General features: G+C 65.6%; 11 protein-coding genes. 2 read left to right on the top strand and 9 right to left on the bottom strand.

Features of this window, described 5'->3' with window-relative positions; all coding sequences use genetic code 11:
* Positions 1-3 precede the first annotated feature (3 nt).
* A complete protein-coding gene (locus tag CAG33_RS00710; RefSeq protein WP_085636594.1) occupies positions 4-1,335 on the top strand; it encodes a DUF58 domain-containing protein in 1,332 nt (443 codons plus the stop codon).
* A 28-nt stretch (positions 1,336-1,363) separates the two neighbouring features.
* On the opposite strand, the gene CAG33_RS00705 is transcribed toward CAG33_RS00710, so the two are convergent.
* The 6 genes from CAG33_RS00705 to CAG33_RS00680 all read right to left on the bottom strand — a co-directional run bounded on the left by CAG33_RS00705 (position 1,364) and on the right by CAG33_RS00680 (position 17,990).
* Positions 1,364-5,635 (bottom strand): hypothetical protein, encoded by a 4,272-nt coding sequence (locus CAG33_RS00705; protein WP_085636592.1) that lies wholly within the window; start codon positions 5,633-5,635, stop codon positions 1,364-1,366.
* The gene (locus CAG33_RS00700; protein ID WP_085636590.1) at positions 5,628-9,719 is read right to left on the bottom strand and encodes a neuraminidase-like domain-containing protein; all 4,092 of its coding nucleotides are present in this window, start codon (positions 9,717-9,719) and stop codon (positions 5,628-5,630) included. Before CAG33_RS00700 ends, CAG33_RS00705 begins: the two co-directional genes overlap by 8 nt.
* A gap of 55 nt (positions 9,720-9,774) precedes the next feature.
* Entirely contained in the window at positions 9,775-13,365 is a 3,591-nt protein-coding gene (locus CAG33_RS00695) for a Tc toxin subunit A (RefSeq protein WP_085636588.1), read from the bottom strand.
* A 148-nt stretch (positions 13,366-13,513) separates the two neighbouring features.
* Positions 13,514-16,783, bottom strand: a complete 3,270-nt coding sequence (locus tag CAG33_RS28705) for a hypothetical protein (protein WP_256576709.1) — start codon at positions 16,781-16,783, stop codon at positions 13,514-13,516.
* A 235-nt stretch (positions 16,784-17,018) separates the two neighbouring features.
* Entirely contained in the window at positions 17,019-17,378 is a 360-nt protein-coding gene (locus tag CAG33_RS00685) for a PilZ domain-containing protein (RefSeq protein ID WP_085580384.1), read from the bottom strand.
* Positions 17,379-17,603: 225 nt separating this feature from the next.
* Positions 17,604-17,990: a tol-pal system YbgF family protein gene (locus CAG33_RS00680; RefSeq protein WP_085580382.1), complete on the bottom strand. Its 387-nt coding sequence runs from the start codon at positions 17,988-17,990 to the stop codon at positions 17,604-17,606.
* 171 nt (positions 17,991-18,161) lie between these two features.
* Here CAG33_RS00680 and pyk point away from each other — a divergent pair, with 171 nt between their 5' ends.
* Positions 18,162-19,613, top strand: coding sequence for a pyruvate kinase (pyk, locus tag CAG33_RS00675; protein ID WP_085580379.1), 1,452 nt, complete (start codon positions 18,162-18,164; stop codon positions 19,611-19,613).
* A 182-nt stretch (positions 19,614-19,795) separates the two neighbouring features.
* On the opposite strand, the gene CAG33_RS00670 is transcribed toward pyk, so the two are convergent.
* From CAG33_RS00670 to CAG33_RS00660, 3 genes are read right to left on the bottom strand one after another with little or no spacing between them, the layout of a single operon-like run.
* Positions 19,796-20,545: an enoyl-CoA hydratase-related protein gene (locus CAG33_RS00670; protein ID WP_085629509.1), complete on the bottom strand. Its 750-nt coding sequence runs from the start codon at positions 20,543-20,545 to the stop codon at positions 19,796-19,798.
* Positions 20,546-20,583: 38 nt separating this feature from the next.
* Positions 20,584-21,519, bottom strand: a complete 936-nt coding sequence (locus CAG33_RS00665) for an iron-sulfur-binding ferredoxin reductase (protein WP_085636584.1) — start codon at positions 21,517-21,519, stop codon at positions 20,584-20,586.
* Positions 21,512-22,618 (bottom strand): diguanylate cyclase, encoded by a 1,107-nt coding sequence (locus tag CAG33_RS00660; RefSeq protein WP_085580372.1) that lies wholly within the window; start codon positions 22,616-22,618, stop codon positions 21,512-21,514. The genes CAG33_RS00665 and CAG33_RS00660 overlap by 8 nt, the downstream gene beginning before the upstream one ends.
* Positions 22,619-22,864 lie beyond the last annotated feature (246 nt).

Here is a 22,864-nt window from a genome sequence, read left to right as displayed (position 1 = left end):
CCCGTGAAACCGTCGAAACGGCTGCTGGTCTGGCTGTCGGCCCTGCTGGCCCTGGGTGTCCTGCTGGGCAGCCTGAGCGCGTTGGACATCGACACGCCACCCAGCCTGCAGGCGGTCAACTGGGGCATGCTCCTGGCGTTGCTGGCCTTGGCGATCCTGGATGCCCTCCGTCTCCAGCGCCTGCCCTTGCCCCGGGTGCAGCGGCAAGTACCGGGCAGCCTGGCGCTCGGCCGCTGGGGCGAGGTGAGCCTTACGGTCGGTCACGACTTTGCCGAACCGTTGCGCATCCGACTGTTCGACCATGTGCCGGACGGCCTTGACTTCGAGCACCTGCCGCTGACGGTCGAACTGCAGCCGGGCCAAGCCAGCCAGGTCGGTTATCGCGTGCGGCCGCTCAAGCGCGGCCACTTCCGCTTCGAGCATTGCGAGGTCAACCTGCCGAGCCCCTTGGGCCTGTGGTCAGGCAAACGCCTGTTGCCCGTGATGGACAACACCCGGGTCTACCCCGACTTCGCCCGGCTCTACGGCGGGCAACTGCTGGCGGTGGACAACTGGCTCAGCCAGCTCGGCGTGCGTCAGCGGCAACGGCGCGGGCAAGGCCTGGAATTCCACCAGTTGCGCGAGTTCCGCGAAGGCGACAGCCTGCGCCAGATCGACTGGAAAGCCACCGCCCGCCAGCGCACGCCGATCGCCCGCGAGTACCAGGATGAGCGCGATCAGCAGATCATGTTCCTGCTCGATTGCGGGCGGCGCATGCGCAGCCAGGACGATGAGCTGTCGCATTTCGACCATGCGCTGAATGCGTGCCTGCTGCTCAGTTATGTGGCGTTGCGCCAAGGGGATGCGGTGGGGTTGTGCACGTTTGCCGGCGAGCAGGAACGCTACCTCGCGCCGATCAAGGGGCCCGGACAACTCAATGTGTTGCTCAACGCCGCCTATGACCTTGAAAGCGGTCAGCGCTCGGCGGATTACCAGAGCGCTGCCCGGAAACTGCTGACACGGCAGAAGCGTCGGGCCCTGGTGGTGCTGGTGACCAACCTGCGCGATGAGGATGACGATGATCTGCTCGTGGCGGTCAAACATTTGAGCCAACAACATCAGGTGCTGGTGGCCAGCCTGCGCGAGGCAACGCTTGATCGGATACGCAGCTCGCCGGTGCAGACCCTCGATGAAGCGTTGGCCTACTGCGGCACGGTGGACTTTCTCAATGCACGGGCAGAATGTCATGAGCGGTTGGGGGCTCATGGGGTGGCGATGCTGAACCTACGGCCTGAGGAGCTGGGAACCGATCTGGTGACCCGCTACTTGAAGTACAAGCGCGCCGGGTCGTTTTGACCCGGCTCAACGACAGGGCTGAGTAACGTTACAACGGAAGGGCGAGATCGGAGCCTCCCCGAACACGTGCGACTAACGTTCCCCGGTTATGCAGAACGAACTTCACCTCAGCACGTCCTGATGAATCGGCAATCGTGGAAACCACTCTGGCCTTCGGAAAACTCCAGAAGACTTCCTCTCCCTCTACGGGCAGACCTGCGGGATTTCGGACGAGGACATAGCAATGCGCTTGCGCACCGATCAGGCTCTGTCCGTGCAGTTTTCCGATGGTGTAGATCTGAGGCAACGTAGCCGATTCGACAATGTTGAAATCCAGCGAATGAGGCTTGGTCACGTCAATCGTTGCCTGCAAAGAATACTTGCCGAGCGCTGGAGGGACGAACTCGATCAGTGATCGTCCGTCCGGGTTCGTGAAGGTGGACGGCAGCGTCACTCCCGGGAAGCTCCATTCCACGTTGACGCCGCCGATGGGTAGCCCGTCCAGGGCGGAAGCCACCGTCACTTGCGCCAGCGCCTTCCTGCCCAACCCGACATCCTGATCCGGACTGGTCAACGACGTGATCGTCGGCACCTTTCTGTCGAACAGAATATGCGTGTAGTCCCAGCCTCCCAGTCCACCCTTCACGGTAGCGCCCAATACACCTTGTTCGGGATACGTAAAGGCCAGTTGCGCAATGCCTTCAGCATCGGTCAGCGACGTTGAAACAAAGTGCCCCGAGAAGTCCCACCAAACCTCGACCCCAGCCAGCGGCAACCCCGTAAACGCCGAAAGCACCACGGCTCGGGCAAGGACTCCGGATCTGTCGGGTAGAGGTTGCGGGCCGTCCGGCTCATACAGCTCACTGATTTCACGGGGCTCATTGAGCGTAAACGCCAACTCGACCGACACCGAGCCCACCGTTGCCACCAACACGGATGTGCCTGTCGTATGCGGCCTGAAACGAACCTTGGCCACTCCGTAGAAATCAGTCTGACTGGTCACGCCCTCCAGGTCCGGATGTTCCCAGGCAACCGTCGCCCCGACCATCGGCTTGCCCGTGGTAGACGCAATCACCCTCACCTGCTCGACCAGTTCCTCTCCCCAGTCGAGCACCTGACGGGTACGGCCCGTCCCCTCGATCTCCATGACCTGCGCGCCCTCCCCCAACGACATCGCATTGGCCGGCGACAGGCTCGCCAAGCGCTCGGCCCCAAGGCGCAAGGCGAAGCCACCGTCCTTGAGGTCGCCGCACCTGAGCAGGTAATGCAGGCCGATGCCGGAGAACAGGCGCGGCGCCCCGAGCCCCGGTGCCTGGAACTGCAGGCCCAGTTCGGCGGGACCGGTGCCCGTCAGGCCCAGGGTCAGGCTGCGCTCCAGCAACGGGCTGCCCGCCTCGGCCAGCACTTCGATCCGGTGCTCGCCCTTGCGCCGCGGGAAGAACGTCTGCTCGCCCCAACGGCTGGCAGGCTGGCCATCGAAGCGAACCTGCACGCTGCGCCAAGGATCGTCCGCCAATGCCGTCACCGGGAACGGACGCCGCTCCTGAAAACCGTCGAAACGGCTCAGCACCTGCGCCTCGACCGTGTGCTCGCCGGCCAGGACCGGCGCGAACCCGAACCCGCTCCAGCCGGTCTCGTCGCAGGTCCGGCTGGCCACCTCACCCTGAGCGCTCCAGTCCACGGGGGCCTGCGCCACAGGCTGGCCGGTGAACACCGATTCGACCTGCACCCAGAGCCAGGCCCGATCCTGGCCGACCACCGGATCGACGGCCGTATCACGACGGTTTGCGATACGCAGCCGGTTGTGCCCCAGATGCATCGCGTCCGCCTGCAATGCCACGCCCAACGCCGGCAGCGCCAGGGCCAGGGAAAAGTCTCCGGCCGTCGGGCTCGACGTGAAGTCCAGCGTCCAGGCCACACCGCCGTCCTCGATCGGCTGCGCACGGTCCGGGGGCGGCTCGACCCCGGCCTGCAAGTCGTCGGCGGGGGTTCCCTGCCACACCAGCCGGCCCTGCAGGCCCACCAGCGGGCTCAGGGGATTGGGCAAATACCTGACGGCATGCCGGGCCCCCAGGCACGGATAGAAAGGTTGCCCCGCCGGCGGCTGCGTCACCTGATCGAGCATCACCGTCAGTTCGTCGGCCAGGTCCGCCGCGATCAGTCGCCCGATCAGTTCCCTGGGCGACGCGGCGATGCCGGTGGACAGTTGCAGGGCAAACAATGCGCTGAAGCTCTGCGGCGCCGAGGAACTGAACGTCCATTCGAGCCCTGCGGCGGTCAGGATCCTGCCGCTGCCGAGCCCGCTGACGCTCAGCCCGATGCCCGGATCGCCCGCGCGCCAGTCCAGCGTGACGGATTGCCCGATGAACGGACTGCCCGCCACCGGCAGGATCTTCAGCACATGCGCACCGCCGCGCCGGCACAGCAACCCCGTGCCGACCAGATCCACGTCGCGCCCATCGAACAGGATCCTGATCCGGTCTTTCCACGGGCTGGTCGCCAGTGCCTTCACGGCAAACGGCCGCTCCACGGCAACGGCTTCGGCGTGGGCCCTGACCCGGGCCGTCACCACCAGGTCGCCGGCCCTCGCCGGACGGTACAGCATGCTCGCCCAGCCTCCCGCCCCCGAGCGGGTCGAAACCGTGCCTTCGGGCGTCACCCAATCCACCTGTGCATTGCTCACCGGGTCACCGTCGCCGCTGGTGACCACGTGAATCACCTGGACCCGCAGCAGCACGCTTTCGCCCTCGTCCACCACCGGAAACCGGTCGGCTTCGCGCACCTCGCCGATCCGCACCACATTGCGCGCCAGCGACATGGGTTTGGCCGGTGAAGGGTGCAGCAGCTTCGAGCAGGCCAGTGTCAGGCTGAACTGCCCGTCCAGCCGGTCTTCGCTCGACAGCGTCCAGTCGATGTGTGTGCTTTCGACGGGCTGCGGCTGTCCGAGCGCCGGGCTGATGCCCACACCCAGCTGTTCGTGCGAATCTCCGCTCCAATGCAATGAAACCTCTGTCCCGAGCATCGGGCTCCCCGCAGGCAACCGCACCCTGAGCGGATAATCCGTACCTCGGTTGGGATAGCCGGTGCTCTGCGCCCAGGGCAGTGCCGCGTCTTCGACCACTGCCAATGCATCGCTCCACGGATCCGTCGCCAGCACCCGCACCTCAAACAGGGCGCTGATCGCACCGCTGGCGTAGTAGGGGCTGTCCACCGAGGCCGCTACGGTGAAATCCCCCGCGGCGGTGGGCAGGTAATCGAACCAGGCCCAGCCCTGCGGATCCGAGTCCGCGGCCGCAAGCGTCTGCCCCGCCACCCGCCAGGTCACCGTCCGCCCGCCCAATGGCTGGCCGGTGTAGTGCGACGCCACCTGCACACCCAGCCGGACGCTCTGCTTGAGCGCCAGCACCGGGAAATGGGCCGCCTCCAGCTTGCCGAGGAACACCAGGCGGTGATGCCCCAGCGACACCGTGAGCGGATAGGGATCGGCGGTGTACTGGTTGACCAGGTTGACGGTGAACAACTCGGCCCCGTCTTCGCCGATCACCGGGCAATCGAGGATCCAGGGCAGGTCCAGCGGTTGGTCCTCACCCCAGACGGGTGTGGCCACGACCGCTTGCTGCGGATTGCCGTCGCTGGTCAGCGCCGCCCGGGTGGTGTGCCAGGCACTGTCCGGCGCCACGTTGAAGCCCAATCGGTGGGCCAGGCCCGCCGTGGCGCCCTTGCACAGATAGACTGTTTGCAGAGGCGCCAGCGGTTGTTCATCGAGGATCAGCGAAACCATCGTCGCCGGCTCCAGGTGCACCTCAAGCCGGATACGGGTGATGCAGATTTTCGACAGGTAGTCGCCGGGCGCGTTGGCCGGACTCTGCACCTCGACCACCAGCGTGTCCTGGCCGCTGAACGGCAGCGCCAGTTCCTCGCGGTACTCGCGCGGCCGGAACTCCAGCGGCTGTCCGGCGGCCAGGCGCGCCCGATCCGCCTCGATGTCGCGCGACGCACCCGGCAACAGCGCAATCTCCAGTCGCTCAGGACGCCCCTGAATGCCGACCCGCAGCCACCCGGCTTCGGCGTGCCGCGTCTCGCACAGAAAGCTCAAGACATAGCGTGCGCCAGGGGAAGGCGTCTTGGGCGCCGACAGGGCCTGGCTCACCGACGACTGGTTGCCGGCCGCCAGGAGACGGATCACGTCTTCCTGATACGCCTCCGCTTCAATCGCCAGCCAGTCCGGGTTGAGCGACCCTTTGCGCCAATGGGTGAACGCTTCGGTGAACGCCCCGTTGAGCACCAGGCTCTGGTTCGCCTGAACGCCTGACTCATTCATGGCCGCGTGCCTCTTCGGCAGTGATGTTGCCGGTGGCGCCTTCGAGCTGGGTCACCATGTCCTGCACGGTACGCAGGAACGTCGGTTCCCCTGCCCTGGCGGTGTAGCGGATGCGCACGATGATGTCGGTCAGCGAACCGAGCATGGACACCTGCGGTTCCTTTTTCGGCCACGGGAACGTCAGGCGCCAGGCGGACACCGCACCCGTGCACTCGAAGGGGTTGAGCAAGCCCTCGTCCGCCTTGGTTCCGTGCATGCCGTTGGCCGCGATGCCCAGCGACAGGGCGATCTGCTGGCCGCTGCGCAGGTTGACCTGCACATCGGCGGGCGCGACGCCTTGCTGGGGATTGTGCAGATACTTCACCGACTGGACGTTGGCCTTGGTCGCGGTCATGCTGCCGACCTGCAGCAACGTGGCACGGACGTCTTCGTAGGGCCCGGCCAGCACCGGCAGATCCACCTCAAGCGAACCGATCTGCCGGCAGTAATGCCCCGGGTGGTCGCGGTCGAACAGCAATTGGGTGAGTCGGAACTCCAGCGTCCCGGTGTCCAGCAGTTGCTGCAGCGCGGCCTGCCAGCCGTCGAGTCCCTGTTGGGGCTCGACGCGGTCGTCGAACAGTCTGCGCAGAGAGACCGTCTTGACCAACTCCAGCCGGCGCTCGTGCCGTTGCAGGTATTCGCGCTCCATGCGCAACAGGTGACCGCGCAAGTGCTCGCCCGCCGTCAGGCCGTGACGGTTGTCGAGCCAGACCTGCGGCAAGGGAATGACCGAGTCGTAATCGCCGGTTTCGGCGCTGAGCGACGCCTGGGCGTTGAGGCACAGGCTGACCACAGCGTCGTAGGCCTGGTAGTGCAAGGCCTTGAGCTGGCCGAGCAGCCAGCCGTACAGCTCGGCGTTGCCCGCGCGCTTTTTCAGGAAGTCATAGACCGTCCGGGCCTGGCCGTTGGCCCGCAGCGTCTGTTGCAGGCCGGCCTTCGCCGCCTGCACGGCGTGGGTCTGCGCGGTGATCTGCTCATCGATGGCGAGCACTTCCGCCAACGCCTGGTCCCGCAGCAGCGCCCACTCCTCACGGCGGCGGCGGTAGCCTTCGGTGGCCGCCTGCTTGTCGGCGTCGATCTGCCTCACCTGGGCGGCGACGCCCAGCCCGAAACTCACGGCATCGAGCAACGCATCGGCGCGGTGCCCGCCATTGGCCAGGCCGAAGATGTTGGGAACGGCCGCCACGGCCGCCGCGGCAGGCTTGATGCTCGACGAGGCCAACGCCAGGACTTTCGAGAGATGCAGGCTTTCCATGACGTCGTACTCGACCGCCGTGACGTTCTCGGCGTGCCGTTGCGCATAGGCGTCGGCCCGCTCCTGGGCGACGGCCCGGCTGCGGACCAGGGCGGCAACGCCAGCCTCCTGTTGGCTGATGCTCTGTTCCTGCACGGTCTGGGCATAGGCGCCCAGTTCGATCAGATGGCTTTGCTGCAGGTCCTCTTGCTCGCAGCGGTCGCGCTGCTCAAGGAAACGCAGCACCTGATTGCCGAACTCCTGCAAGGTCTGCACGGCACGCAGGGCGGCCTCGAAGGTCACCCGCCAGCGGAACGCCCCCACCGCCAGCCGTCCGCCCATGGGCCGCGGCGCTCCGGCGCCCCCGTTCGCCAGGTCACGCAGCAACTGGTTCGGATCCGTGGGCGGGCTGAACAGCGGGATCTGCAGCGGCTTGCCGTCGAGGGTCAAGTTGTTGCGCAGGTTGAACAGCCGCTGGCCCGGCAAGGCGAACAAGTCGAGCAACGGCTGATTGATCGGCGTCTCGAAAGGCTCATTGGCCAGCAGCCCGAGCCGGGGCACGGCATCGCTGCCGGCAGGGATCTGGGCGAGGCTGAAGTCCAGTTCCCGCTCGAACCGCTCGAGCGCCGGGCGCGATGCGCTCCTGCCCAACAGGTTGGCGACCGTGTCGGTCCGCCATTGGTTCGTCGTACGCGCCGAAGGCGCCTTGCCCATCAGGAACTCGGCCTGCACGTAGCACAGCTTCGCCGCCACCAGGCTGTCACGGGTGAGCTGGCGGTAGTGCCAGTCGCCCCAGGCCATCAGGTTGCTGACGTACTCGGTGAACACCAGAATCTGAAAGTGCCTGGGCGCCGCGTAACCGATGGCGTCGGGGTCGGTCGGATCCAGGCTCTCGCACCCCGGGTTGCCGGGCTTCACCAAAGGCCGGCAACGCCAATACTGCGGCTTGGGATTGGCCGGCGGCGGATCCTCAGGGTCGGCCGCTGCCTGCGGATCGAACAGGTAATGCAGCCAGTCCTGCGCCTGGCTGAACCGGTCCTCGGCGCGCAGCCGCGTCGCCACCAGGTGCGGCAGATGGAAGAACAGCTCCCAGAAAAACAGGCCATTGGCGCCGTCGAACGCGCCGTTGAGCTCAGTGATCGGGCCCGACTCGGGCGGCGGCTCGTCGAGAAACTGCGTGTCCCAGTCCAGCACCGCATCGACGGACACATTGGAACGCTGCACCAGCTCAGGCCCGAACAGCGAGTTCAGGCGGGCGAACTTGAGGGCCAGCTCCGGTTGCCGCAGGGAGAGGAACTGCGCGGCATCCAAGGTGTTTTTCAGCAGGATCGCCGGCATGAAGCCCGTAACGTTGAGGAGGGTCAGATCAAATTTCTTGTGGATGACCGTGCCGGCCCCCCAAGTGAAGGTCACCGGTTGGGCGAACGAGCCCTTGGCGCGTTTGAAGACCTGCCAGTCCGTGCTCCAGCCTCCGGCGAGCGGAAAGCTCTTTTCGATAGGCGCAGGATCGCCCGCCGCTTCATTGACCAGATCGAACTTCAGCGTCACCGGATTCCCGCTCAGCCCCGTCGTCCGGCAAAGCCCCTGGATCACCAGCCAGTCCGCTTCGCCGACGCGGAACGCCAGCGCCTGCACGTCCAGAAAGGGCGTCAGGTCGGTGGCCGTTACCACGGTGGGCACCACGGTCGGCTGGTTCAGCAACGGGTGCTGCACCACCCGGGCATCCGAGAACCGATGATTGGCCGCATGCTCCAGCCAACTGGCGTCATCGCCCGCCACGGGCCGCATCAGCACGTCACGCACGGCGGCCTCCCGCAACGAGTCCGCGTCGCTCTTCCCGTTCGTCAGCAGCACCCCCAGCTTGCCCTTGGGGTGGTGACGGTCGGCCCACACGGTCACCACCAGCCGGCAGTCCGCGGACAGGTCCTCATCGAATTCGCGCCCGGCCAGGCCCATCGGCGCCGTCCACTGGCCGTTCTGCGTCATGAAGGCCAATCGGATGTCCAGCCTGTGCGGCAGGTACTCGTCCGCCGTCCGCCCCTCGACCTTGTCGCGCCACTGGGCCCAGACCAGGCACAGGCGCCCGCTCCAGAACACCGGGCGCATATCCAGCACCTTGGCCTCGACGGGAATGTCCACCGGTTGCCATTCCCCCCACGCGGCCGGATTGATGGCGGTGCAGCTCGGCGACAGCTCGACCTGCGCCTTGCGCCAGAAATACTGGAACGGCGCCGTTCTCTGACGGCCGATGAAGTAGTAGTCCGCTTTCGCGGGGGAACCGCCGGCCCTGTAGTCCATGTAACCGCTGACGACATCGAGGTTGCAGGTCTGCTCGAAGGCCTGCAGGTAATCGCGCAGCGCCGCCTGCACGCTGTCGGTGCCCAGGCGCGTCTGGTTGAGGTCGTTTTCCAGGGTCTTGAACAGGCTGGTCTTGCGCCGGCGCACGAACGGGTTGATGAAGTTCTCCGGATAAAGCTCGATCAACTGCAGCGCCGCCCAGTCCGGGTAGTTGCCGTAGAGCGCCCAGGTGGCCACATCGTCCTTGTCGAACTGATGCTCGCTGAACCCGGGCTCCAGCTTGCGGTACACCGCATGGATGTACTGCTGGGCGCAACTGGTCGCTTCGGCCACCCAGGAACTCTGTACCGCATAGCTGTCCAGCGGATCCATGCGCAGCAGCTCGAACAGGTCGGCCGGCGTGCGCAGAAAGCCGTAATCCCGCCCGTCGGCGCCGTTGACCTGGCCGATGCAGTACTCCACCAGCGCAGCACGCCGTTTTTCCTGCAACGCAGCCATCGTGTCCTGTTCCATGAGCCATTCTCCTGCAGCGATGATCCGTCCAGACACACTCGCTCGACCGGCCAAGTCATGCAGAGCCCGTCGGGGCGGCAAACATGATGGGGTCGAAGTAGGTTCTCTTTTCGCTGGCCTCGCTGAGCACGCTGAAGGTGAAGGTGCCGCCGGTCGGGCTGGCGACGAACACCCGCACAAGCCCCTGCGGATCGGTGAAGGTCTGCCGGGGCCGGATGACGGCTTGACCGCCCTCTTCCTGCGGCTCAGCGAACCACTGCACCAGGCTGTTGGCGCCCGGATTGCCGTAGGCGTCCATGAGCACGGCATACAGTTGCGCTTCACCGCCGGGCTCCACAGTGTCCAACGGCACCGGCGACTTGAGCGGGGCCGGGAACTGCAGCGAGGCCGTCTCGAACGTGACCTGGACGGTGGGAGCCAGCTGTTCGTCGAACAGGTCCAGCCAATAGGCCGGCGTATCGGTGCCCGTCACCTTGCCCGGCAGATAGTCCGCCTTGACCGTCCCGTCCGTTCCGGTGGCTTGTGCGGCCACGCTGCCCAAGGCCGCCCGCCAGTGCACCATGACCCCGCTCAAGGGCCGGCCGTCGGCCCTCTTGAGCGTCACCGTGAACCTGATCCTTTCGCCCGGCTTGTTGGCGACGGCCTCAGTCTTGTCGGCGACGCAGCTCATCTGCACGAGTTCCTTCACCCCTCCGGCGACGCGCCCCGCCGGGGCACGGCTCTCCGTGAGGCTCAGCAACGCGTGTTCGGCGGCATCGGCATAGGCCTGGGTGTCCAACTCTTCGGGCAGGCGACCGATCATAAAGATGGTCAAGGCGTCCATACCGCTGTCGGCCGACAGCGCACGCACCCGCATCAGCACATCCAGCTGAACCAGATTCTTGAGCACCTTGAGGCCCGACGGATCGATTCGACTAACGCACTCGCGAACGTCCTGAAGGCTCCAGCCAAAGAACTCGGCCAGCCTGATCGACGCGGCCTGCTGCGCCAGCCACAACGCATCGCCCGTAACGTCAGGCAAATGATTGACCTGCCACAGATAGTCGAGCAGCTTCTGTTCAGGCTGCTCGCCCATCGCAAAGGCCCGGCTGAGCAATGTGAGGTAATAGAGCGTCCTGACCGAAAGCACGTGCCGGTCGTCCTGGTTGAGCCAGGCCTTGTGGCCGTATGCCAGATAATCGCGCAGCAGGGCGACACTCAGGCCCAGCTTCGCCACGACCTCGCTGCGGCGCTGGATGTCGGCCAGCAGGGCGAGCAAGGGATCCGGCGACTCATTGAGTCCGCGCACCGGATCCTCCATCACCGCGATCCGGTCGCGCACCTGGCGCAGAAACCCGTGAACCGAGACGTCCGCCCATTCCAGCACCGGCAGGACCTGCGCCTCCTCAAGCGTGGCGTACACCGCCACCGCATGCTGAACCAGCGCCACCTGCGCCTGCCTGGCCTGCAGGAGAACCCCCAGCATCTGCTCGACGATGACCGCCCGGGCGTCGGCTCCGATCTCGCCCAGACCGTCGGTGACCGCATGGTCCAACGCCTCGCGGACCTTTGTAAGGTACTCCTCCTCCGTTCCCGGGAATGGCAGCACCAGACCGTCGCCGTCCGCCAGCGCCCCCAGCAATCCGAGCCAGTCGGCCGCCGGCAGCGGCGGCACGCCGGCCATCAAGAGCCCGTTGTTGGAAAACAGGGCTGCCGGCAGCAGGCTGACCACCTTGTCGAACAGTTGCCGCTGCGCATCGGACACCGCGCTCGACGGCTGCGGCGCAGCAGCCTGCTGCAGCATCCACAGCACCGGCAGGTCGCGGTCACGGCACCACTGCACACAGGCATGCAAGGCGTGGATGAGGTTCAGCACGCTCGGCGCCTCCCCCCCCGTGCTGATCCAGGGATCGCCCGCCAGGCCGTTGACCCATTCCTCGCCGCCCAGCGCGTTCAGCATCAGCAGACCTTCGACCGGCGTGATGCCCAACAGCCTGGGCAGCCTCACCAGACGGTAGAACGCCGACACGACCGCCGGGCTGCGCGCCAGGGTATCGCCCGCCCCGCGGGCCTGGGCAATGGCCACGGCCAGATAGCCGTAGGTCAGCGGATCGATGCCCAATCCGTTGCACAGTTGGCTGACCGTCAAATCGGTGCCCCCCTCGACGGGCAGCACCGCAAAGGGCAAGCCATCGAGCTGCAGGGGCCGGCGGTAGTCGCTCTGGCGATTGAACACCTGATCGAAGTGAGAGGCGGCCTCTCCCCGGCCATAGATCCCCATCGCATCGATGAACGCCGCAAAGTCCGGCGCCGTACAGCCATAGCGCTCACGCAACGACTGAAACAGCCCCAGCGCATGCACCACGTTTTCCGAGATCCACCAGGGGTCGTCCTTGCCGCCCCCACGCACTTGGGCATTGATCGCGGCCACCAGCAAGGCGTCCACCTGATCGCAGGGCAGCCCCAGCCAGGCGTCCAGGCGCACTTTGCGGTTCATGCGGTCGTAACGGGCCAGCCCGGCCGCGTCCGTCGGGTTGGCGGACAAGCGGTGCAGGAACGAGGAGCCGTTTGCGGCCCTGGTGAGGCTCACGGCCGGTGCCGTGTTGGCATTGAGGTAGACGGACCCTGAGCGTTCGCTTTCGTCCGCGGCCGGTGCCGCATCGGCGTAGGTCACATTGGCGGAGCGTACAGGCGCAAACCCGCGGGTCGAGAGCAAGGCCTCGACGCCCGGCGTGTCCAGCTTTGTCCGCTCACCGAAAAACAGCAACTGATTGAGGTTCTGCCAGGAAAGGCCGTCGGCACCGAAATTCCGTGCGTAGAAGTCTTCCCGATCCTCGAACTTCACTGCAGGCTCCATCAGCAACCGCCGCTGATAAGGCCCCAACCGCGAGGCATGGGCCAGCGCACGGCCGGCATCGGTGCTCCAGGCCTGGGGGCTGAGGAAATACGGAAACGACAGGTCGACCGTGTGCGCAAAGTCGCCCACCAGCAAGCCGTTGCGTCGGGCGACGGCGTCCAGCGAAGCCCAGTGCTGGTAGAAGGGCAGCCCGTTGGGGTAGCGCGACTCGATCAGGGCTTGCTCTATCGGCTGACCCGAACCGTGTTCGGCGATGAAGGTCTCCAGCACCGCCACGATGATGTCCACCGAAGACACCGACCGGTGCACGGCATTGAAATCCACCGACAGCCGTTTCAGGTCGGCCCGGCGCTCGTGCAGCGGATAGGTGTCCACCCCATGGGGTTCGATGCGGTCGCGTATCCAGCGCAGCAGTTCGATCAGGTACGCCACCGGCGAGGCGAGGGACTCCAGGGCATCCGCCGGGCAGAGCGCGTCGAACGGCGTGTTGAACAGGCGCTCGTAGGTGGGCCCGGTCACCATCGACAGCAAGCCGCTGGAGGCGCCCGCCGCCGCTTGTCCCTCGCCGGTCAACCGGCCCTCGATGTAGCGGCGCCGGACATAGGTGACCAGGCTGTTGGCCCTGCGGATGAAGGCCCGGGCCGACTCGTCGCTCATGCCGTACTCGACGGTCAGGGCCCGGGCACCCTTTTCCACCAGCGCGAAGACCGAGCCGCCGGCTTTGAGGTAACCCTCAAGACCGGCAGCGCCCTGCTCCTTGAAGACCTGTTGAAACAGTTGCAGGGCGGGGCGTTCGGCAGCGTCGCGCATCTTCCGGCTCCTCTGGCAGGGACTGTCCGCAGCAGCCTGGCGAACACGCCAGGCTGAACATGGGCTTGATGAGATTTGGCGCCAAGAATCGCCGACCGTCTACTGTCATAAATGACAGTTCTTTAGGCCATTCATCGGTTCGCTGGCATCAGGAGCGGGTCGCCTGCGGGGGCAGCGCTTCGAAGCGCTCGCTCTCCTGCCAGTCGGACATCGTCGGCCCGGCGGCGCCACCGGTGAGGGTCTGCCTGAACCGGCACCATTGGCCTCCTGGCGGCACGGCCTGAGCGGCACTGCCCTGCCAGCCGGCGGCGGTCACCGGCATGACCGCTGTCCAGGCCTGCTCCGGGTCGAACCAGCTCGTCACCTGCCCGCTGCCCGGCTGCCCCTGGCCCTTGAAGAGAACCGGATGAACGACCCACTGCCCCGGCGCCGGCAGATCGATCCCCGGCAGGAACGTCGCCAGCACCACCCGGCGCCGGGCCCCCGCCGACTCGAAACCGTCGAACGACGCCACCGCCGTCACCTCGCCGTCACCGCCGGGCAGGTCACTGAGCAAGGTCACCGACCAGGTGCGATCCCCCAGCACCGGGGCCTGCGCCGACACCGAGCGGTTCGTGCCTGCCAAGCTCACCGACACCGTATCGCCCGGCACCCCGAAGCCGGAGACCACCGCCCGCCGCCCGACGGGCTCGCCCGTCACCGGGGTCTCGATGAACGGCGCGGCGGGCACGACGCTGAACGCCAGCGGCGGGCTGTCCCGGGACGTCAGGGACTCGAACGTTTGCCGGGCCCGCAGGGTCTTGGGGCCGACGGGCAAGCTCACCTCGCCTTGCCAGCGGCCTTCGGCATCCACGGTGATGTCCTTGAGCAGGGGGGCGCTGTCGCCCTCCAGCAGCACCTCAACCTTCCCGCCGGGCATGGCCGTGCCCGACAGGATCGCGGTGCGCGGCAACGTGCCGCCCTGCTCCGGCGCCTCGAAGACCGGCGGCAGCAGCACCACCCGGAAGATGTGCAAGTCACTGCGCTCGGACTCCCGGCCGTTGCGCGCCTGCCTGGCGTCGAGGGTGTACTGGCGAAACTCCAGCGCCGTCAGGTCGATGGACCACGCGCCGTCGCTTGTCAGCGTTTTGGGCGTCCCCAGCGGTCTGCCGAACTGGGCGTCGCGCAACTGCATCGTCGCGCCGGCCACGCCGCTTTCCCCGCGCACGGTCACCTCAGTCCCCACCTCGGCGTTCTGGGCCGGGAAGGTGATGACAGGTTTGGGCAAGGGGGCATCGACGGTGAACGTGCGCGACACGATCGCCGACGTCTGACTGGCGGCGGTCTGGGTGACCTTGACGGTATAGGTGATGCCCGGCGCGAAGTCGGTGGCGCGACGGTAAGACCAGACGCCCCCGGCGCCGATCACTTTGTGAACGGTGGTGCTGTCACTGAACTCGATGTTCACTGTCGCACCCGGCCAGCAGGTGCCGCTCCATTGCGGCGACAGACCGTCCTCGACCGGAGCGTCGAGCGTCGGCACCTTGGGCGCGATGGTGACGTTGTCCGTGACCCCGTTGGATGCCTGTTCGCCGAGGAACTGCTTGACCTGCACGGAGCGCTCCCAGGTCGGCCCCCACACCTGCGACACCCGTACCGACCATTGGCCACCGCCGACAATGGCATCGGGCGCCAGCGGCACGGTGCCGCCCACGTCAAAGAGCCTCACCGTCGCGCCGTTCAGCCCCTTGCCCGAGCAGGTCGGCTGATAGTCCGCCGTGAACGCGACATCGGACGGATTCGGGAACGTATGATTGACGGTGAAGGTATAGGGCTGGGATTCGATCCAACCGCCGGCGTTGTCCGAGACTTTCTGGATAGCCCTGAGTCGGTAGGTGCCGAAGGGCCAGTTGGCGGCGGTGGTTTCCCATCGGCCGTTGGTCACTTGCACGGCGGGCGGCGCGGCGGCTCCGCCGTCGACCACAGTGATCTGCACCGTAGCGCCGGTGTGGCCGCTGCCGGTGAGTTTGACGTGGGTGCCGATGGGGGTGGCGGAGACGGCGGTCAAGGCTGGGGGGCGGACCTTGAAGGCGCGGGGGGCGCTGAGCAATGACTCCAACTGACCTTTTATCTGCTTGGCCACCAGCGAAACGGGCCCAGGGCTGACGGTCACCGAGGCGCTCCATGCATCCCCTGTCAGCGTCGCGCTTTGGCCGACCCTAGTGCCGGCGATATCGAGCAGGACGTCAACCTTCGCACCGGCCTCGCCACCCGAACCTGAAACCGTGAACGTTGAACTCTGCAAAGTGTTGGCTGTTGGGCTGGTGATCGCCGGTGTCTTGGGCAGCACCCTTACGGTGACGGGGACATAGCGTGCCCAAGGAGAATCGACACCACCAAGTGACTGTTTGGCGGTGAATGTAAAGACCCCGTCGGGCAAGTCATGTTGCAACATCAACGACCAGACACCGTCTAGCCTGACTACTGTCTGACCATAAAGAATCGCATCGGATCCGGCCTGATAAATACGGACAAGTGCACTTGCAGTACCTGTGCCCTCAACATAAGGCCGCCGGACGGATACCGTTGAATTCGGCGTTGGGACTGTGATTACAGGTGCTGCGACAGCCCTGCGAATGGACACGGATTCTGACCGCCCGGAGTTTTGGTCACCAATGAGCTGTTCTGCATAAAAAGAGGTGACGTCAGGAGGGAGACTGATGTAAGCCCCCCAGCGCCCGTCTCTCCCCACAGTTCCGGAGCCGAGTGGAATCACTTGACCGTTGTAGATGCACAGCAAATTGACCTTTCCATAAACCGTGGGGGGGAAGGGCCATACCAACCCGTTTATTCCGGAGACGGCAAAAGGCATTTCGACCACCGCATTGGAGGCTGGCAATTCAATGATCGGCTTTCGTGAAGGATATATGTTAATGCCCCAACCCTCGTGAGGTTCGACATCATTGTTGGTGCCGTCGTAGTCAACGCGTATTGCCAGACTTACACCGAAATCCGGAACACCCAACGGCGAATCCAGATAGATCTCGTAATTGTGCCATTGGTTGTCTTGCGACATTGAGTCTTGGGAATTCTTGCGAACCCATTGTCCTGCCTGAAGCCCTACATCGATATTGGCCCTGTACCAATACTTATCTGCAGGACGGGACGTCATGTGGTAACGCAATGTCTTCACATAAATACGGCCGTTTTCGAACTTGTACTGGCACACCAACTGAGTCTTTAGCGTGGACACGCGCGGATGGGTTTGATGAAGCGTTGTCTCGACCGCATCCGCCCAAAAAATCTCGGAATACTGCTCGCCTTCGCCATGTTCGCGAAATGAACCCTTTTCGAGTTCTGTGACATGCGCATAGCTGATAGTCTGAACGCCCTCGTCCAACCAGCCTTTGCCTCTTGCACCATCATTGTCGTCACTCATTTCAGATGTTCTCGACTCAGGGACTGTTGGGGTTTACCCAAAGCCTAGGGTCGAGCCGACTCGATCACTACTGTCAAACGTGACAGTAATTGAGATCAAAATCGCATAAAAGACGATGGATCTAATTCCAATGCCGAATGAGAAAGTGAAGGAAATGGGATGTTGAATGGAAAAGGCGTCGTGTGCTGACGACTTCGCGGGCTTGCCCGCGAAGCTTTTCAGTAAGGGATGCGAATCAAACCGAAGCCGGCAACGGCTGAAAACTGAAGTACTGCTTCAAGGCCTCGATCAGTTGCCCGTACTCCGGCGGCGGCCGGTGCAGGCTGAAGCCGGCGTCGTAGTGCCGGGGGGTGGCGTCCTCATGGCACCACAGGCAACACCCCGTGAGGTCGATCACCTGCTGGCAACCGTCGCCCGCGGGAATCTTCAGGCGCAGGCTGAATTCCGCCCCGATCATCATCGGCAACTGGCTGATGAGCATCAGCCCGTCTTCGGAGACGTTACCGAGGAAGCCGAGGGGCCGGTCGGTGACGCTGTTGAACACCCGCAAGAAATACGGCAATTGGTGCCGTTCGATCCGACGTTCGGTAAACATGAGCGTATCGCCACGCAAGGCCCTGTGCCCGGGCCGCACTGTGCTTCGGAACGGGTCACTGCCCAAGGCCCGCTCTCCCCGCTTCCGGTGTGACGGTCGCTGCATCGCCGTCACCTGACTACGGCCAGTCGCAGGTGTTGCTCCGGTCAGGTCCATGGCCGGACCGGAATGATTCGACTATAGCTCAGGTTGTACACGCCGACAGCTTTTGTATGACAACCGCCATCAGAAGCGGGTCGGACGCACCGGCGCTGCGGCGCTGCGGGTCGGGTAATGGCCCAGGCTCTGCAGGGTCTCCAGGCGCGCGCGGGCGCGGTAGGCGTATTCGCTGTTGGGGTACGAGGCGATGATGAACTGGTAGGTCTGGGCCGCGTCGATGAACATCTTCTGCCGTTCCAGGCACTGGCCGCGCATCATCGACACTTCCGGCCACACGTAAGGCCGGGCACGGCTGGCGCGCTCGACCTTGGACAGCTCGAGCATCACCTGCTCGCAGTTGCCCCGGTCGTAGGCGCTGTAGGCGTTGTTCAGGTGGTGGTTCATCGACCAACGGGTGCAGCCCGTCACGGCGAGGACGCTGAGGGCAAGGGCGGCAATGGGCAACAATCGCATGGGGGTTCTCCTGTCTTGAGCTCTGTATCGACCCGGGGCGGGAAATCTTCAGAACCGTTTGTGCCGATTGTCGCGTTCAAAAAAGAAAACGTTAAGTAGTGCAAACGAACAATGACTACACCCCAAGAGCATAGTAGCCTTCGCTGGCGCTTGAACCTGAGGAGTCTTTGCATGTCCGTCCGTCGTACCAAAATCGTCGCTACCCTTGGCCCGGCCAGTCACTCGCCGGAAGTTCTCGAACAGCTGATTCTGGCTGGCCTGGACGTCGCCCGCCTGAACTTCTCCCACGGCACCCCCGACGAGCACAAGGCTCGCGCCAAGCTGGTGCGCGACCTGGCCGCCAAGCACGGCCGCTTCGTGGCGTTGCTGGGTGACCTGCAAGGCCCGAAGATCCGTATCGCCAAATTCGCCAACAAGCGCATCGAGCTGAAGATCGGTGACACCTTCACCTTCTCCACCAGCCATCCGCTGACCGAAGGCAACCAGCAGGTGGTCGGCATCGACTACCCGGACCTGGTCAAGGACTGCGGCGTGGGCGACGAGCTGCTGCTCGACGACGGCCGCGTGGTGATGCGCGTCGAAACCGCCACCGCCACCGAACTGCACTGCGTGGTGACCATCGGCGGCCCGCTGTCCGACCACAAAGGCATCAACCGTCGCGGCGGCGGCCTGACCGCTCCGGCCCTGACGGACAAGGACAAGGCCGACATCAAGCTCGCCGCCGAAATGGAAGTCGACTACCTCGCCGTGTCCTTCCCGCGTGACGCCGCCGACATGGAATACGCCCGTCAGCTGCGTGACGAAGCCGGCGGCACCGCCTGGCTGGTGGCCAAGATCGAACGCGCCGAAGCCGTGGCCGACGACGAAACCCTCGACGGCCTGATCAAGGCCTCCGACGCGGTGATGGTCGCCCGTGGCGACCTCGGCGTGGAGATCGGCGACGCCGAGCTGGTGGGCATCCAGAAGAAGATCATTCTGCACGCACGCCGCCACAACAAGGCCGTGATCGTCGCCACCCAGATGATGGAGTCGATGATCCAGAACCCGATGCCGACCCGCGCCGAAGTGTCCGACGTGGCCAACGCCGTGCTCGACTACACCGACGCCGTGATGCTCTCGGCCGAATCCGCCGCCGGCCAGTACCCGCTGGAAGCCGTGCAGGCGATGGCGCGCATCTGCGTCGGCGCCGAGAAGCACCCGACCGGCAAGACCTCCAGCCACCGCATCGGCAAGGAGTTCGAGCGCTGCGACGAAAGCATCGCGCTGGCGACCATGTACACCGCCAACCATTTCCCGGGCGTGAAGGCGATCATCGCGTTGACCGAGAGCGGCTACACCCCGCTGATCATGTCTCGCATCCGCTCGTCGGTGCCGATCTACGCGTTCACCCCGCACCGCGAAGCCCAGGCCCGCGCAGCGATGTTCCGTGGCGTGTACACCATCCCGTTCGACCCGGCCTCCCTGCCGCCGAGCGAAGTCAGCCAGAAAGCCATCGACGAGCTGACCAAGCGCGGCGTGGTGGAGAAAGGCGACTGGGTCATCCTGACCAAGGGCGACAGCTACCACACCACCGGCGGCACCAACGGCATGAAGATCCTGCATGTCGGCGACCCGCAGGTCTGAGTGACCGCTCGCTGAAAACAAAAAGCCCCGGCCTCTGAGTGCCGGGGCTTTTTGTTTTCCGGTCCGGAAGGTGTGTTGGCTGTACCGACCCTATCGCCAGCAGGCTGGCTCCCACAGGGGAACGCATTCCGACTGTGGGAGCCAGCCTGCTGGCGATGAGGCCGGATGCCCTGATCAACATTTCAATGCCGTTTGATGAACCCGGTCAACGCCGCCAAGGCCTCCGGCGAGCGCAGCCGTTGGGTGAACAGCGCACCCTCCTCCTCGATCACCTGGCGGATCCGTTCGCGGTCCGGTGCCTTCATCAACCGCTTGCTGATGCGCACCGCTTCCGCCGGCAACTCGTCAAACCGCAAGGCCATCTCCCGTGCCTTGGCCAACGCCGCTTCGCCGCTGCCCAACGCCTCGCAGGCGATGCCCCACTGCGCCGCCTGCTCACCGGTGAAGCCTTCGCCGAGCAGCAACAGTTCGGCCGCCTTGGCGTGCCCGAGCAGACGCGGCAGGATCAGGCTGGAACCGAACTCCGGGCACAGGCCGAGGTTGACGAACGGCATGCGCAAGCGCGCATCGCGGCTGACGTACACCAGATCGCAGTGCAGCAGCAGTGTGGTGCCGATGCCCACCGCCGGTCCGGCCACGGCGGCGACCACCGGTTTGCGGCACTCCAGCAGGCTGAGCATGAAGTGGAACACCGGGCTGTCGAGGTCGTTCGGCGGCTGCTGGATGAAGTCGGCGATGTCGTTGCCGGCCGTGAAGCATTCGGCGCTGCCGGCGATCAGCACGGCGTTGATTTCCGGGTCGCTGTCCGCCTGCTTCAGCGCTTCGGCCAGGCGGCTGTACATGGCCCGGGTCAGGGCGTTCTTCTTGTCGGGGCGGTTGAGGCGCAGGGTGAGCAAACCGCGCTCGCGCTGCAGCAGGACGGCTTCGGTCATGGCGACTCCCGGTCGGTGAGGATCCTTGTGGCTCGCGCTCAGGCGTGGCCGAGGAAGACGTCGGCCAGCAGTTGGTTGCGCGGCAGTCCGGCCAGGAACAGACGCTTGGAAAACGCATCGACGCTGGCGCTCGAACCGCAGACTAAGGCCAGGGTTTGCCGGGAAACAAGCCGCAGTTGCGCCAAAGCGGCGGGCGCCTCGGTCGCCGTCCACAGTTCGACGGACAGGTTTTCCCGCTGCGCGGCCAGGGCCTGCAACGGTTTGGCGAGGTAGTGCTGGGTCGCGTCATGGGCCAGGTGAATGACGCGGATGGCGCCCTGGTGATCCTGGCGCAGCGCCTCGCGCAGGATGCCGAACAACGGCGCCAGCCCGGTGCCGGCGGCCAGCAGCCACAACGGGCGCGCCTGCCAGTCCGGGTCGTAGTGCAGCGCGCCGCCGCGCAGCTCGCCCAGGCGCAGCGGATCGCCGATGCACAGGCGGCGGGCCGCGTCGCTGAACGCGCCCGGCAGCCGGCAATCGAGGTGGAACTCCAGAAAGCGGTCTTCCTGGGGCAGGCTCGCCAGCGAATACGGCCGCGCCACCGGCCCTGCCCACAGCACCAGATGCTGACCGGCGCGGTAGCGCAGCGGCTGTTGCGGGGTCAGGCGCAGGCGCAGGACGCTGTCGCTGAGCCAGTCCAGCGCTTCGACGACCGCCGGGCGACCGTCCACCACAGGATCGAACGCGTGCACCTGCAAGTCCTCGACCACCTGGCATTGGCAGGCCAGGCGCCAGCCCTCGCGGCGCTGATCAGCGCTCAACGCGTCCGGGCGGCTGTCGGCGGGCAGGCCCTGCACGCATTGCACCAGGCACGCATGGCAACTGCCGGCACGGCAACTGTAGGGCACCGCCACGCCGTTGCCGTTCAAGGCATCGAGCAGGTTGCTGCCCGCCGGCACCGACCACTGCCGCTCTCCCACCCGCAATTCAGGCATCGACGTTCTCCCATGCCGCCGCGCAGCGGTTGCGCCCGTCGCGCTTGGCCCGGTACAGCGCCTGGTCGGCGCGCTGCAAGGCGTCGTCCAGGTCGTCGCCCAGTTCCAGCAAGGTCATGCCCGCCGACAGGCTGAGGCTCTTCACGCTCAGGCCCACCAGCTCGACGTCCATGAAGGCGAGGCGCAGCCGCTCGCAGCAGGCGGTCAGGCGTTCGGCGTTGCAGTCGGGCAACAGCACCACGAATTCTTCACCACCGTAGCGGGCCAGCACGTCACCGTCGCGCAGGCAGGCCCCGGCCACCCCGGCGAACGCCTGCAGCACCTGGTCGCCGGCAGCGTGGCCGTGCAGGTCGTTGATGCGCTTGAAGTGATCAAGGTCGATCAGCGCCAGGCCATGCACCACCCCGGCCTCCATCGCGTTCAGCTCGCGGGAGGCCAGGCGCAGGAAGTGCCGGCGGTTGAACAGCCCGGTCAGTTCGTCGGTGGCCACCAGGTCCTCGAGCTGGCGCATCATCCCGCGCAGGGTGTCCTGGTGCGCCTGCAAGGCGAACCGCCGCTGGCGCATGCGCTGGCGGGAGGTCTGGACGAACCGCGCATAGATCACCAGCCACACCAGCACCATCAGCAGCACGCACACCTGCAGGGCCGCCAGCGCCGGATCCGGCAGGCGGAAGTGATAGCCGTCCCACAGGGTGATGGCGCAGAAGCTGAAGAAGACGAACGCCGTGCAGCGGATGAAGGCCCGGCGCGACAGGTGGAACAGGCCGAACAGCAGGATCAGCACATAGAACACCAGGAACGAACCCCGGGCCTGGTTCAGGTGGGCGATCAGCCACGTCTGCCAGCCGAGGCCGATCAGCACCTGTGCCTCGGTCAGGCTGGGGTCGGGAAAGCGCAGGTTGCAGCCGGAAAAGAACACGGCGAACAGGCTCGCCTGGCTGATCACCACCAGGGCGCTGCCGACGGCGACGCCGGTCAGGGAGTCGTCGTAGAGACCGCTGAAATACGCCAGCCACAGCAGCAGCAAAGCCAATCCGTAGGTGGCTGCGGCGAGGGCGAAGCGTTTGAGCAAAAGACGTTGAATGGCGTTATGGGTCAATCGTTGACTCACCGTGCGATGGAAGGCTGACCGAGTGTCCTACTCTACAGACCGGCTGCCACTTTAGTGGCGCGGCCGATAAATGACCATTGATTTTCGGGCCGGATAATTGGCGTCAAAAGCGTGTCCCGCCCCCTGCCCTGCGGCGGGCAAGCTCGCTCCCGCCCGGCTGCGCGGCAAGACGCGAAACCTGACATTCACTAACTGACCGGCACGCCGGCCCGGCATCCGCCCTCGCCACGGCAT

It is taken from the genome of Pseudomonas sp. B3(2017), from assembly GCF_002113595.1.
Lineage (GTDB): Bacteria > Pseudomonadota > Gammaproteobacteria > Pseudomonadales > Pseudomonadaceae > Aquipseudomonas > Aquipseudomonas ekonensis.
The sequence above is the reverse complement of the archived record's forward strand: the minus strand, read 5'-3'. Positions and strand labels throughout refer to the sequence as shown.

What these genes read in the sequence shown, in the direction of transcription:
- CAG33_RS00705 (WP_085636592.1), bottom strand. Translation starts at nt 5,635, where the DNA reads ATGAATGAGTCAGGCGTTCAGGCGAACCAGAGCCTGGTGCTCAACGGG.
- CAG33_RS00700 (WP_085636590.1), bottom strand. Translation starts at nt 9,719, where the DNA reads ATGGAACAGGACACGATGGCTGCGTTGCAGGAAAAACGGCGTGCTGCG.
- CAG33_RS00695 (WP_085636588.1), bottom strand. Translation starts at nt 13,365, where the DNA reads ATGCGCGACGCTGCCGAACGCCCCGCCCTGCAACTGTTTCAACAGGTC.
- CAG33_RS28705 (WP_256576709.1), bottom strand. Translation starts at nt 16,783, where the DNA reads ATGAGTGACGACAATGATGGTGCAAGAGGCAAAGGCTGGTTGGACGAG.
- CAG33_RS00685 (WP_085580384.1), bottom strand. Translation starts at nt 17,378, where the DNA reads ATGTTTACCGAACGTCGGATCGAACGGCACCAATTGCCGTATTTCTTG.
- CAG33_RS00680 (WP_085580382.1), bottom strand. Translation starts at nt 17,990, where the DNA reads ATGCGATTGTTGCCCATTGCCGCCCTTGCCCTCAGCGTCCTCGCCGTG.
- pyk (WP_085580379.1), top strand. Translation starts at nt 18,162, where the DNA reads ATGTCCGTCCGTCGTACCAAAATCGTCGCTACCCTTGGCCCGGCCAGT.
- CAG33_RS00670 (WP_085629509.1), bottom strand. Translation starts at nt 20,545, where the DNA reads ATGACCGAAGCCGTCCTGCTGCAGCGCGAGCGCGGTTTGCTCACCCTG.
- CAG33_RS00665 (WP_085636584.1), bottom strand. Translation starts at nt 21,519, where the DNA reads ATGCCTGAATTGCGGGTGGGAGAGCGGCAGTGGTCGGTGCCGGCGGGC.